The organism is Methylobacterium phyllosphaerae, assembly GCF_001936175.1.
GTDB lineage: Bacteria > Pseudomonadota > Alphaproteobacteria > Rhizobiales > Beijerinckiaceae > Methylobacterium > Methylobacterium fujisawaense.
Window position 1 is genome coordinate 1804956 of the sequence record NZ_CP015367.1, and the last position, 12831, is coordinate 1817786.

Consider the following 12831-nt stretch of genomic DNA (forward strand, 5'->3'; position numbering starts at 1 on the left):
GACGCGGTGCTCGCGCTGATCATCGACGATTCCGAGATGAACAACCTGCTGGTCATGCAGGCGCTCAAGCCCGTGGCCGGCTGCGAGCCGGTCGCCTTCACCTGCCCCAGGGCGGCGCTCGACTTCCTGCGGGCGCATGTCGACAGGATCGGGGTCGTCGTCACCGACTACGACATGCCCGGCCTGACCGGCCTCGACGTCATCGCGGCGGCGCGGGCGGTCCCGGGCTTCGCGCACGTGCCGATCGTCATGGTGACGAGTCTCGACCAGCGCAGCCTGCGCCATCAGGCCCTGCGCGCCGGCGCGACGGATTTCCTCGGCAAGCCCTGCGATCCCGTCGAGATCCAGGCGCGCATCACCAACCTGATGACGATCAGCGCGGCCCACCGGCAGGAGCAGGACCGGGCCGCGGTGCTCGCCCGCGAGGTCGCGGCGGCGGTCGCGGTCATCGAGGCGCGGGAGCGCGAGATCATCGCCCTGCTGATGCGCGCCGCCGAGCACCGGGACACCGATACCGGCGATCACATCGCCCGGGTGGCCGGCTACGTGGGCATCATCGCCGCCAATCTCGACTTCGATCCGGCGGAGATCCGGATCCTGAAGCTCGCCTCCACCATGCACGATGTCGGCAAGATCGGCGTTCCCGACGCGATCCTGCTCAAGCCGGGGCCGCTCACGGTCGAGGAGCGCGCCGAGATGGAGAAGCACGCCGAGCGCGGCCGGCGCATCCTGGAGGGCAGCACCTCCGACGTCGTGCGCCTCGCCGCCGAGATCGCCGAGAGCCACCACGAGCGCTGGGACGGAACCGGCTATCCCAAGCGCCTGCGCGGCGAGGCGATCCCGATCTCCGGTCGCATCGTGGCGGTGGCGGACGTGTTCGACGCCCTGGTGACCGAGCGGCCCTACAAGGCGGCCTGGCCCCTCGAGCGCGCACGGGCCTTCCTGGCGGACCAGGCAGGCCGCCACTTCGATCCGCGCTGCGTGGAGGCCTTCCTGGCGGGCTGGGAGATGGTGACGCGGACCTGCATCCGCGCCGCCGCCTGATCCCGCCTCTTCCGCCGCCCCCGTCCCGCGACCGGGCCCTCCGGGCCGCCTGAAGGAGAAGAGCGTGCATCTCGCGTGGCTCAGGCCGAGACGTTCCCTGGCCGGCCGGCTGGCGCTGGCGGTGACCGGCGCCGTCACGGCGGCCCTCGTCCTGGCGGCGGCCCTGTCGGTCTGGCGCGAGGTCGACCGCTACGCCGCCGACAAGCAAGCGGCGCTAGAGGCCGTCGCCCAGGTCTTCGCCCACGGGGGCGCCCGGGCCACGGCCGCCAACGACGAGGCCGCGGCCGCCGCCTCCCTCCGGGCGATCGGCAACGTGCCGTCCATCGTCTACGGGGCGATCGAGCGACCGGACGGGTCCGTCCTCGCCGAGCAGGGGATCGGCCTGCGGCTGACGCAGGACGCAGCCCTGGACGGGGCGGATCTCTCGCTCCTTCATCTGTTCGCCACCCAGAGTCTCCGGGCGACCGCGCCGATCCTCGAGAACGGGCGCCCCGTCGGTCGGGTCGTCCTGATCGGCGAGACCGACGACATCCGCGACCACGTCTGGGCCGCCGGCCAGAACGCCGCCCTGGCGGCCCTGCTGGCCGTCGCGATCGGGATCGGCGTGTCGTTCTACCTGCAGCGCAGCGTCACGCGGCCCCTGGGGGCCCTCACCCGGACCATGGAGGCGGTCCGCCTGCGCCACGATTACACGCAGCGCGCCCGCGTGGAGAGCGACGACGAGGTCGGCGCCCTGGCGCGCACCCTCAATGACCTGCTCTCCGCGGTCAACGAGCGCGACCACCGCCTCGCCGCCCACAGCGCCCACCTGGAGGCGGAGGTCCAGGCGCGGACAGCCGATCTGAGGGAGGCCAAGCAGGCCGCCGACGCCGCCAACGCCGCCAAGTCGACCTTCCTGGCCACGATGAGCCACGAGATCCGGACGCCGATGAACGGCGTCCTGGTCATGGCCGAACTGCTGGCGAGTGCCGACCTGCCGGTGCGCCAGCGCCGCTACGCCGAAGTCATCGCCCGGTCCGGCCGGTCGCTCCTGGCGATCATCAACGACATCCTCGACTTCGCGAAGGTCGAGGCGGGCAAGCTCGATCTCGAACACGTGCCGGTGTGCCCCGCCGAGATCGCCGATACCGTGGTGACGCTCTTCGCCGAGCGGGCCCGCGCGGCCGGGCTCGACCTCGCGGCCGACATCGCGCCGGAGGTGCCGCAGGCGATCCTCGGCGACCCGGTCCGCCTGGGTCAGGTGGTGAGCAATTTCGTGTCGAACGCGCTGAAGTTCACCGAGGCCGGGCACGTCTCCGTCCGGATGGCGCTCGATGCCGGGGACGGATGCCTCGTCATTGCCGTCGCCGATACCGGGATCGGCATCCCCCAGGACAAGCTGGCCACGATCTTCTCGGCCTTCTCGCAGGCCGATCAATCCACGACCCGCCGTTTCGGCGGGACCGGCCTCGGGCTCTCGATCGCCCAGCAGATCATCGCCGCGATGGGCGGCACCGTGGCGGTGGAGAGCCGCGTCGGCGCGGGCTCGACCTTCTCGGCGCGCATTCCCGTGACCGTCGCCGAACCCGCCCGGCCGATCCTGCGCCACGGCACGGTGCCGGCCGCGATCGTGCTGGACACCGCCGGTCCCGCGACCCGGGTTGCCCTCGCCGCCAGTCTGAGCGGGGCCGGCTTCGCGCCGGTCGCGGCGGACCGTGGCGCGGCCCCCGCCCACTGGGTCCTCGACGCGGCCGCCCTCGTGGCGGCGGGTCGCCGGCCGGATCGGGCCGGGCGCGTGCTCGTCCTGGCGGGGGCGGGCGACAATGCGGCCGATCAGGCTCTCCGGTCCGGCCTCGCCGACGCGGTGCTGCGCTGGCCCGTGATCCAGGCGGAGTGGCGGCCCCTCCTGGCGGCGCTGGCCGCGGGCGATCCCTTCACCGCGTCCGCGGCGGTCGCCGTCGCGACCGATCTGCTGCCGCAGTTCTCCGGCGCGCGGGTGCTCGTCGCCGACGACAGCGCGGTCAACCGCGAGGTCGCCCTCGAGGCCCTGGCCCGCTGCGGCGTGACCGATGTCGTGACCGTCGAGGACGGGGCCGCGGCCGTGGCGGCGGCCGGGTCGCAGCACTTCGATCTGATCCTGATGGATGGCAGCATGCCGGTCCTGGATGGCTTCGCGGCCGCCCGGACGATCCGGCAGCGCGAGGCGGCCACGGACCGGCGCACCCCGATCGTCGCGCTCACGGCCCACGTCCTCGGCGAGGCTGCGGAAGCCGCAGAGGCCGCCGGCATGAACGGAACGCTCCTGAAGCCCTTCACCCTGCGGCAGCTCGCCGATCTCCTGCAGGCGCATGTCCCGTCCCTCCGGGACGCGGCACGGGAGGCTGCGGTGGGATCGGAAGAGGCCCGGGCCGCCTTGCCGACCGGAGCATCACCCGGAGCAGCACCCGAAGCATCGCCAGACGGCGATCTGCTCGACGCCGAGGTGCTGGACGGGCTCCTCGGCCTCGGAGACGGTGCCTTCCTGGACCGCGTCCTCGATCTGTACCGGGCGCAAGGCCCTGTCGCGCTCGCCACCCTCCGATCGGCCCTCGCTGTCTCGGATCAGCCTGCCATCGCCAGGGCGGCCCACAGCCTCAAGTCGATGAGTGCGAATATCGGCGCCCGCGCCCTCGTCGCGCGGTTGCGCGCCATCGAGGATGCCGCCCGGAACGCGGCCTGCGCCGAGCCGCAAGAGGCCTGCGACGGGCTGGAGACCCTTCTCGCCGCGACGATCCGCGACCTCGAGGGTCGGACGCGCGCCCAGGCGGTGGCCGCCTGAGATCGACACCGGATCGGCGATGTCCTGCGCCGATGGGCCGGAGCAGCGGGGGCCGCTCCGCCCGGGACATCCGCCCCTCAGTCGATCCGCGCATCCGCCGGCCCGTTGGAGCCGGCGCTTGGGGGATGTAACGGTCGCCCGCCGCCGCGCACCCGCGGGGCAGTGGGCGCCAATGCCCCTGAGGAATGCCTCGTGATTTCGCAGACCTGCCCTGCGTTCCCAGGGCTGGTATGCCAGATACGAGCCTCGTAAAGCTGCGCTTCCTCCCAAGCACTCCCTCAGCCCGCCCGGTTCGCCGCGGCGGGCCTTTTCGTCGGTGCGACGCGGGATACCGCCGCCGGCTGCACGGCAGGTTCCGCTGCGATCGGCTCGTCCACCGTCACGGACGAGAACCGATCCGGGCCCCCGTCAGCTCGTGATCATCCGGCGGGTGAACATCGCGGCCGCGAACAGCACGGCGGCGCCGGCCGTGACGAGGCTCGTCATCAGGATCCGTCTCGGCTCCGTGGAAGAGCCGGCCTTGACGGGTTCGACGATCGGCACGAGGGCCACGACCTGTTGCTGGGCCACGATCCGGGCCCGGTCATAGGCCAGTTGCACGTCGCGGTGGTATTTCTCGGCGTTCTCGCGCTCGTGCTCGAGGTCTTCGAACCGCGTGAGCGCGTCCGAGAGGCGCCGCTTCTCCGTCGGTGCTGTGCCGGCCAGCTGCTGCCGAACCTTGGCGATGTTGGCATCGAGATCGGCAATCTGCTGCTTCAGGTCGATGATGCTGCGGGATTGCGGGCCGAGATCCCGCTGAAGCACGGCGAGCTGGATGGCGAGCTTGGTGCGCGAGTCCCGCAGCTCCGACATCGCCTTGATGGTGGCGGTATTCGACTTGACGACGTCGAGCACGCCCTCGCGGTTGCGCAGATCGTTCAATGCGGCGTTGGCCTGCGCCTCCCGCTCCTCGGCGAGCTTCAGGACACGCGCGCTGACGTCCAGCGCGTCCTGGCGGGACCTCATGCTCAGGTCGTTCAACATCCGCTCGGTATCCGCCATCACGGCCTTCGTGATGGCAAGCGACTCGTCGGGGTCGAAGGCCTCGACTGTCAGCGACATGATGCCGGACGCCGACTCGACGTCGACGTCGACGCGGCGCTTCCAGTACTTCAGGAACTTCTCGACCGGCTTTTCCGGGCTGAACCGCGAGAACATGTCGATGCTGTCGCGACCGAACCAGTCGCGGATCGGAAGCTCCGCCGCGACGGCTTCGACCAGCGGCCGGCTGTGGATGTATTCCTGTGCGATGAGCGTTTCCTGGGCGACCGTCGCCTTGATCACGCCGGCATTCGTGCCGACCGTGTCCGGCGTCGCCTTGTCGGCCGTCCCGACGGTCGGCCGGATCGCGAACTGTGCCTCGGTCACGAAGCGGTCGGAGGCGATCAGGCCGTAGAAGATCGCGCCGCCCAGGGTCGGCAGGACGAAGCAGACGACGAAGAGGAGCGGTAGCCAGGGATCGCTTTTGACGTGACTCTGGTACGAGCGCACGCCCTTCTTGGTGTCGGGAAGGCCCGGCAGGCGTGCGAACTGCCGCAGCGAGTGCGCGATCACCTTGTTCCGGTCGATGCCTTTCGAAGGCCTGCCCCCCGCCTTCTCGACCTGCGTGTTCATCGTTGCTTCTCGAAACTCGGGCTGCCACGGGCGCGATCGGCCCGCGAGGCTGTGATGCCGCTCGCGCAGCCCGTCGCACAGCGAGGCGGCGAAAGCATGTCAGCCGAAAGACACCGGAACGAGAACCCGACAGAGGGGCCGGTCCAGAACGCCGTGCCGTCATCGGCGGCGTGCGGCGACCGACGATGGACCGCCCATCCGACCGCCGGTGCCGTTCGGGACCCCGAGACGTCCCCCGAGGGAACCCTCGATCTACCGCCTGTATTCCGGCGAGAGATGATCGAGCGGGTTGGTGCGCGCGTCCTTGTTCCGGCCGGATACGGTCCCGGTGCTCCCCCCGCGCATGACGTCCGTCGATGAAGAGAGGGCGCTCGGGGGTGAGACAGGGCCGCTCGGTCGATCGGCGGGGGAAGGGCCGCCCGGCGTGGTGCTGACCCCGGGGGGCAGCGTCGCCGGCGTCGGCTGATCGATCCGGCTCGCCGCCGATTGGGCGAGCACCGGTCCAGAGAGCGCGATCAGCGCGCAGGCCCCCATGGCCGCGCGGCGCATGGCAGTCCGTGCGGAGCCGACAGGGAGAGCGTGCATCAGGATCATCAATCCAGTCATCCTCGAAAGCCGGTCGCTCCGCGTCCGGTAAGCCAATGGATCAGCGCATCGGCAGTTCCGAACCGGCGATGACCGGTGCCGCGCCGAGGCTTCTCCGGCGCGTCGCCTCGGCGGCACCCTGCGCGCATGAGGCGAACGGCGGTCGAGACGGCCGAGCCCGCTTAGGCATCAGCGCAGGGTCAGGGCCTCCACGGCGGCCTTCTCGGACGGGACCAGCAGGGCGAAGCCCGCATGCTCCGTGACCAGGATCGAGGCGCGCGCGGCTGCGGCGGAGAAGCACTCCGGTGACATGCTTCGCAGGGCCGCCAGGCTCTTCTGCAGCCGCACGCCGACCTGCACGATCCCGCCGCCCTCACGGGCCAGCGGATGGAAGAAATCCGCAATCAGGTCATCGGTCGACAGGGCCGGGACCCGGATGCGCGGATGCTCGGGTTCGCGCGGCGGCCGGTCCGGGTCCGGTATCCACTCCGAGAGCACGCGCAAACCTGCACCGATCACCGCGATCGCGGTCCCGTAATCGGCGGCCGTCGGCGGAAGCGCCTTCGATCCGATCTCCGCGAGGACGGACAGGCCGAAGCGCGGATCCTGCTCCCAGGCACGATCGTCGGCGATCAGGAAGGCCCGGCGGACGGCCGCCAGGGCGGCGGCCTCCATCTCCGGGTCGACGAAGGCGAGGGGCGTGGCGGCGTGGACGAAGGCGCCGGGGAGCACGGCCACGTCCAGCATCGCGTCGCGGCCGCCGAGGGCCCGCGTCAGCACCGCCAGGTCGACATGCTGGATGTAACCGATCCGATCCGCGAGGACCGGCCGCGCGTGGCGGTGCGCCGGATCCGGGGGGATGCCACCGAGATGCGGTTGGTCGCGCCGGCAGCGCAGCGCCTGGGCCGCCGCCTGCTCGACCAGCCGGATCGTCTCGCCGACCCGGCCGAAGCGCGTGAGCTGCTGCATCCAACGCAGGAGGGTGACGACGATCAGGCCGATGACCACCACCGTCGCGCCCAGCATGACGAGGCGCCCGCCCGGCCCGTAGAGGCGGGTCGACAAGGCCACGATCCCCACAACCGAGAACAGGAACGCCCCGAGGAAGGTGGCGAGCGCGTCGTGTGCCCGCCGGTCCTCGCTCCAGAGGATCGTGGCGCGCGGCGTCACGCCCGACGAGGCGGCCCCCAGGGCGTTCACCAGCACGGTCAGCGAGAAGGTCGTCACCGTCAGCATCGAGGAGGCCAGGATGCTCAGGACGTTGCCGACGGCGTCGGCACCGACGCTGAGGGCGAAGTTCTCCTCGACGTGAAACTGGAAGCGCCACGCCACCAGGGCCGCCAGGACGCCCCCGACGCAGTAGAGCGCGGCGCGAACCCAGGCCTGGCGGAGGGTTCGGGACAGGATCAGCCGCCAGCGCGGCATGACGGTCTTCATGCGCGCTTCGGCCCCCTCCCGCCGCCGATCCCGATGTCCGCGCCGATGTCCGCGCCACCGACCCTGCGACGGACCAACGCCGCTACTCGGCCGGCAGTGCCGCGTCTCCGGCCCCGGACGGCTCGGGCGCGGCCGGATCGCGGCGCCCAAACAGCCGCTCGAAGGCGACGTAGAAGGTCGGCGTGATGAACAGGGTGATGAAGGTCGCCACGACGAGGCCGCCGATCACCACGGTCCCCATGGAGACGCGCGCATGCGCCCCGGCGCCGCTGGCGATGGCGAGCGGGATCGAGCCGGTGATGAAGGCGAAGGAGGTCATGAGGATCGGGCGCATGCGCAGGCGCGCCGCGTCCTGGGCCGCCTTCAGCACGTCCTCGCCCTGCCGGCGCAGATCCTCCGCGAAGGACACGAGCAGGATCGAGTTCTTGGCGGCCAGGCCCACGAGCAGCAGGAGCCCGATCTGGCCGAAGATGTCGAGTTCGAGCCCCCGCACCGCCAGGAAGCCGATGGCGCCGAAGATCGCGATCGGCGTCGCGAGCAGGATCACGAAGGGCAGGCGCAGCGACTCGTACTGGCCCGCCAGCAGCAGGAAGATCATCAGGACGCCGAGGCCGAAGATCAGCGGCGCGTAGCCGCCCGCGACCTTCTCCTGATAGGCGACGTCGGTCCATTCCACCGCGTAGTCGGCCGGCAGGCGGCTCTTGGCGAGCGCCTCGACCTCCTTGAGCACCGTGCCGGAACTCGCGGTGGAGGCTACCTCGATCGCCACCTCGATGGCCGGGTAGGTGTTGTAGGACAGGACGGCGGTGGGGCCGGTGGTGAACTCCGCCCGCACCAGGGAGCCGATCCGCACCGGCTCGCCCCGGCTGTTCAGGACCGGCAGGGCCTCCAGATCCTGGATCGTGCGCCGGCCCGCGGCCTCGCTCTGCACGTAGACCTGGTAGACGAAGCCGAAGCGGTTGAAGAGGTTGACGAAGCTCGATCCGACATAGGTCCCGAGCGCGTCGAACAGGTTCTGGAGGGGCACGCCGAGCTGCTCGGCCTTGGCCCGGTCGATCTCCAGGCGGATCTGCGGGACGCCGTAGCTCGTCGTCGGGAGCGCCTGGGCGATGTTGGGGCTCTTCTCCATTTCGTCGATGAAGCGCTGCGCCGCCGCGGCGAGCTTGAGGCCCCCGGTGCCGCTGCGGTCCTGGATCTCCAGGGTCAGGCCGCTGCGCGTGCCGAGGCCGGGCAGCGGCGACGGGTTGACCACCCGCACCGTCCCGTCCGGATCGTGCCGGAACTGCTTCTGCACGCGGGCGATGATGGCGTCGGCCGAGGCCGTCCGCTCGCCCCAGGGCTTCAGGACCGGGATCTGGAACCCGTAGAACGGCGCCACCGCGTCGGCGAGGATGCTGCGCCCGACGACGCCGATCGTGTGATCGACCTCCGGCATGTCCCGCAGGCTCTTGCCGAGCCGCTCGACCATGCGGTCGGTGCGCGCCACGGCGGCGCCCTTGGGCAGGGCGACGTCGGCGAAGAAGTAGCCCTGATCCTCGTTCGGGACGAAGCCGGTCGGGCGCTGCATCACGAGGAGCACGGTGAGCGCCGCGAAGGCCGCGAAGGCGAGGCCGACAAGCACCAGATGGCGGCTGAGCCGCCCGATCATCGCGGTGAGGAGTCCCGCGGCCCGCTCCAGCGTCCGGTTGAACCAGCGCAGCGGCGCCTTCCACCGGCTCTGCCGGGCCTGCGCCCCCTCCGGCCGGTGCCTCAGGATCAGGCCGCAGAGCGCCGGCGTCAGGGTCAGCGAGACGACGGCCGAGATCATCACCGAGATCGCGATGGTCAGGGCGAACTGGTTGTAGAGCTGGCCGGTCAGGCCCGGGATGAAGGCCACCGGCACGAACAGGGCGGCCAGGACCAGGGTGGTGGCGATCACCGGGCCGGCGACCTCGTTCACCGCCTCCCGGGCGGCCGGCCGCGGCTCCATCCCCTCGTCCATCAGCCGCTCGGTGTTCTCGACCACGATGATCGCGTCGTCGACCACGAGGCCCACCGCCAGCACCATGCCGAGCAGGCTCAGGGTGTTGAAGGAGAAGCCGAGCAGCGCCATCGGGCCGAAGGTCCCGACCAGCGCCACCGGCACGGCGATGGAGGGGATCAGCGTCGCCCGCCAGTTCTGCAGGAACAGGTAGGTGACGATGACGACGAGGAGGAGCGCCTCGAACAGGGTGTGGACCACCTCGCGGATCGCCTCGCGGACGAACTCGGTGCGGTCGAGGGCGATCTTGTACTTGAGCCCGGGCGGGAACCGCCGGGCCAGCTCTTCCATGGTGGCCTTCACCCCGTCCATCACATGGACCGCGTTGGCGCCGGGCGTCTGGTAGAGGCCGAGCGTCGCCGAGGGCTGCCCGTCGAAGCCGGAGCGCACGCCGTACTGCTCCGAACCCAACTCCACCCGCGCCACGTCCCGGACCCGGACCACGGAGCCGTCGGGGTTGGCCCGCAGCAGGATGTTGGCGAATTCCTGGGGCTGGCTCAGCCGCCCCTGAGTCACGACCTGCAGCTCGAAGGCGGTGGGCTGCCCATCGGTCGGCGGCTTGCCGAGGGATCCGGTGGTGATCTGCTCATTCTGCTGGCTCACCGCGCGGATCACCGCATCGGGGCTGATCGCCAGGGCCTCCATCTTCACCGGATCGAGCCAGATGCGCATGGCGTAGCGCTTCTGGGAGAAGTTCTGGATCCGGCCCATGCCGTCGACCCGGCGCAGGGGTTTGATCACCTGCGTCTCGGCCCAGTTGGCCAGGAACAGCTCGTCGTAGGGCGAGCCCGGATCGGCGTAGAGCACGATGTTGCCGAGCCGCTGGCGGGAGCTCTTCTGGATCTCCAGGCCCTGCGCGCGCACCGAGGCCGGAAGCTTCGACTCGGCCCGGTTGGCGCGGGTCAGGACCTCTGCGGCGGCGGCGTCGAGATCGGAGCCGATCTCGAAGGTCGCGTCGAGGTTGACGCTGCCGTCGGTGTTGCTGGTCGAGGCGATGTACAGGAGGTGCTGGGCGCCGTTGATCTCCTGTTCCAGGGGCGTCGTGACGGCGTCGTAGGCCTGCTGTGCGCTCGCGCCCGGATAGGTCGCCTGGATGTTGATGATCGGCGGCGCGATCTCGGGAAACTGCGCGATCGGCAGGGTCAGGCCCGCCACCGCGCCGATCAGGGTGATCAGAACCGAGATGACGGCCGCGAGGACCGGCCGATCGACGAAGCGGGCGAACATCGGACCTCGACGGTGGTCGGTGGCCGCGAGGACCGGGCGTGCAACGCGAGCGCGTTTGGCGTGTTCCCTGTCCGGTTCGGCGTCGAGCGCGCCGCAGCGGGGAGCAGGCGGCGTGCGGGCGGGGATTCGGTACGGCTTACTCGGATGTGGCGCCGCGCTGGTCCTGGCGGCGGGCGGCTGGTTCGCGATGGGCCGACCGGACCCGTCCGTGCTGATGGCGGCCCTGCCCTGGTCGGACCGGCCGCCCGAGACCGCTGAGGCCGAGCCGCCGATCGCCGTGACGGTGACGACGGCGCGGACGCAGGCGGTGCCGATCAGCTTCACCTATACGGGGACGATCATCGCGCAGCAGGACGCGGCCCTGCGGGCCCGGGTGACCGGCAACGTCACCGATCGCCCCTTCGAGCCGGGTGGCCACGTGAAGAAGGGGCAGGTGCTCTTCCGGATCGACCCGCGTCCGTTCCAGGTGGCGCTCGCCCAGGCGCAGGCGCAGGAGGCGCAGGCCAAGGCGCAGCTCCAGTTCGCGCAGGCCGAAGTGAGCCGGACCGACACGCTGGCCGACAAGGGCTACGCGTCCGAGCAGCGCCTCCAGCAGCTTCAGTCCAACGCCGCCTCCGCCGCCGCCCAGGTCCAGGGGGCCGAGGCCGCAATCGCGCGGCAGAACCTCAACCTCGACTACGCGGTGGTGAACGCCCCCTTCGACGGGCGGGCGAGCCTGTCGATCGTCAACCCCGGCGACCTCGTCATCGAGAACCAGACGCAGCTGGTCACGGTGGTGCAGCTCGACCCGATCGACGTGCAGATGGCGCTCTCCTCCGAGGATTCCGAGGCGCTGCGCGAGGCGATGCAGAAGGGCCCCGTGACCGTGGAGGTGCTGGACGAGGCCGGCAAACCCATGCGCGACGCGAAGGTCTATCAGCTCGACAACCGATTTGACCCCCGCACCGCCCGTCGCCTGGTGCGCGCCCTATTGCCGAACACCGACGAGCGCTTCCTGCCGGGTCAGTTCATCCGCGCCCGGGTGAAGACCGGCACCGAGGAGAAGCTTCTGGTCCCCACGATCGCGTTGTCGGCCAGACTCGCTCAGCAGATCGTCTACGTGGTCGACGATCAAGGTGTCGTACGCCAGAAGCCCGTGACCACGGGCGACAGCTTCGGCGAGGACACCGCAATCCTGGCCGGGCTCAAGGCCGGCGAGCGGGTGGTGACCGACCACCTTCAGGACATGCGGCAGGACCTCAAGGTTGAGATCCGGTCCGCGGAGGCCGACGGCCCGTCCAAGCCTCCGGCGACGAAGGCGGGGGGCCGGGATGCGGACGATCGGGGCTGACCGCGCCATGCGAGCCATCCTCCCGCTCGGGCTGATCCTGGCGCTCCTGCAAGCATCGGCCGCGCAATCGGCCTCGCAATCGGCCTCGACGGCGGCGCCGGCGGGCTGCCGTGTCGATCATGCGCGGTACGAGGCCCTCAAGACAGGCATGACCTATCGGCAGGTGCGGGCTCGCCTGGGTTGCGATGGCCGTCGCATTTCGCACCTGACGATCGGCCGTGTCCGGCGCGCGACCTATTCCTGGCCCGGGCGGGGCACGTATGGGGCCAATCTCACGCTCACGTTCCGCAACGAAAGGCTCACGGACAAGGCGCAGCTCGGCCTGCGCGTGCCCTGAGCGATCCGTTCGGCCCGAGAGCGGCCTTCCTGCCAGGCCTGAGGGGCAAGACGGGCCTCGGAGCCGACCGGGTGATGACCACACGTCGGAGGCGTTCGAGCGCCGCCCCCGACGGCCCTGGCCCGTGTCGGGCGCGGCCGCGCCGACGGCAGGGGGCATCACGGTCGGGAGGGATCGCGTCCTTTCCCGGGAGAGCCCCAGGTTCCGGTCCCGCTTCAGGCGCGGTCTCGGCGAGGGGCGTCGTCGCCCACGCATGGCCGGATCGGCGGGTGACCTTGGCCGCGGCGGTGCCGGCGGCCTCTTGGCGTTTGATGCAGGGGCGACGGCCGCCTTCCCTCTGGCGGTTCGTTGAGCTCGCGGCCTCGGCGGCCTATGCATAGACCCCATGGAACTCCACGCGC

Annotated in this window: 7 protein-coding genes; 4 read left to right on the forward strand and 3 right to left on the reverse strand. The window is 71.1% G+C overall.

Translation table 11 applies throughout. The features are described from left to right. The first annotated feature begins 6 nt into the window (after positions 1-6). Positions 7-1044, forward strand: coding sequence for an HD-GYP domain-containing protein (locus tag MCBMB27_RS07965; protein WP_043353023.1), 1038 nt, complete (start codon positions 7-9; stop codon positions 1042-1044). A gap of 64 nt (positions 1045-1108) precedes the next feature. After that, positions 1109-3841: an ATP-binding protein gene (locus MCBMB27_RS07970; RefSeq protein ID WP_075380190.1), complete on the forward strand. Its 2733-nt coding sequence runs from the start codon at positions 1109-1111 to the stop codon at positions 3839-3841. 408 nt (positions 3842-4249) lie between these two features. Here MCBMB27_RS07970 and MCBMB27_RS07975 read toward each other — a convergent pair whose 3' ends face one another. The 3 genes from MCBMB27_RS07975 to MCBMB27_RS07990 all read right to left on the reverse strand — a co-directional run bounded on the left by MCBMB27_RS07975 (position 4250) and on the right by MCBMB27_RS07990 (position 10763). Continuing rightward, positions 4250-5494 (reverse strand): KpsE/RkpR family capsule polysaccharide export protein, encoded by a 1245-nt coding sequence (locus tag MCBMB27_RS07975; RefSeq protein ID WP_043381856.1) that lies wholly within the window; start codon positions 5492-5494, stop codon positions 4250-4252. A 774-nt stretch (positions 5495-6268) separates the two neighbouring features. After that, positions 6269-7516 carry a DUF2254 domain-containing protein gene (locus tag MCBMB27_RS07985; RefSeq protein ID WP_083683421.1) on the reverse strand — a complete coding sequence of 416 codons (1248 nt, stop codon included), beginning with the start codon at positions 7514-7516 and terminating at the stop codon, positions 6269-6271. 82 nt (positions 7517-7598) lie between these two features. After that, positions 7599-10763: an efflux RND transporter permease subunit gene (locus MCBMB27_RS07990; RefSeq protein WP_075380192.1), complete on the reverse strand. Its 3165-nt coding sequence runs from the start codon at positions 10761-10763 to the stop codon at positions 7599-7601. Positions 10764-10875: 112 nt separating this feature from the next. On the opposite strand from MCBMB27_RS07990, the gene MCBMB27_RS07995 reads away from it, so the two are divergent. Together MCBMB27_RS07995 and MCBMB27_RS08000 are read left to right on the forward strand one after the other, a co-directional pair. Next, positions 10876-12093 carry an efflux RND transporter periplasmic adaptor subunit gene (locus MCBMB27_RS07995; protein WP_075380193.1) on the forward strand — a complete coding sequence of 406 codons (1218 nt, stop codon included), beginning with the start codon at positions 10876-10878 and terminating at the stop codon, positions 12091-12093. Further along, a complete protein-coding gene (locus MCBMB27_RS08000; protein WP_236952933.1) occupies positions 12074-12430 on the forward strand; it encodes a hypothetical protein in 357 nt (118 codons plus the stop codon). Before MCBMB27_RS07995 ends, MCBMB27_RS08000 begins: the two co-directional genes overlap by 20 nt. Positions 12431-12831: the final 401 nt, after the last annotated feature.